Source organism: Serratia sp. HNCC26DJ244, from assembly GCF_057180565.1.
On sequence record NZ_JBXUGO010000101.1, the window covers coordinates 1 to 633 of the forward strand.

The window sequence follows — 633 nt, forward strand, 5'->3', positions numbered from 1 at the left end:
CTCTCTCTTGTTCTTTTTGCTTTTACACCTGAAATATTTCAATTTCAGGGTAAATAAAGGGATGTTTTTGTTTGATGGGTATCAACGGCTAAGAAAAATTCATTATTCTGCTTTTATCGTGATAGGTTTTGGTCGCCTGGCGCTTTTTACCTTATGGGCACACCGTGTCTGCGTTCAACGCCTTCAATGGCGTCAACCACCGTGCTCACCTGATTGATTGGTCAGTATTACGCTGAAATTAATTGCCATTAATATTCCCTCTGTAGCTCGGCATGGCTTTCGAGCGCAGGATGAGCGGTGTTCCATTCTCCACCGAAGAATGCGCCCGAGCAGGGGGCTCAAGAGCCAGCCCCCTGCACCCCGGCCCTGTGCCAGATCAGGCGGTCGCTGGCGCGACTCCCCGCGCTACGCCATGGCGCATCACGGCCGGCTGCGATTCACGTCCCTGTTCATCTCGCCTGAACCCGCCCTCCATGGCGGGTTCGCCTATGCGTCATACCTTCGCGCAGCGCCTTCAATGGCACTCACCCCTCGAGCACATTTAACCTTCAGAGACGTTATGGGGTTATTGCAGCTCATTTCTTATCGGTGCTTATACCGGTTATTTCGCCTTTTTGTCTTGCAGCACGGAAG

General features: G+C 52.0%; 1 protein-coding gene. It reads left to right on the forward strand.

The genetic code is table 11. The features are described from left to right. Positions 1 to 217, forward strand: a 217-nt coding sequence (locus tag AC2A06_RS18770) for a hypothetical protein (protein ID WP_484381289.1), incomplete at its 5' end; no start/stop codon positions are given. Between the last annotated feature and the right edge of the window lie 416 nt (positions 218 to 633).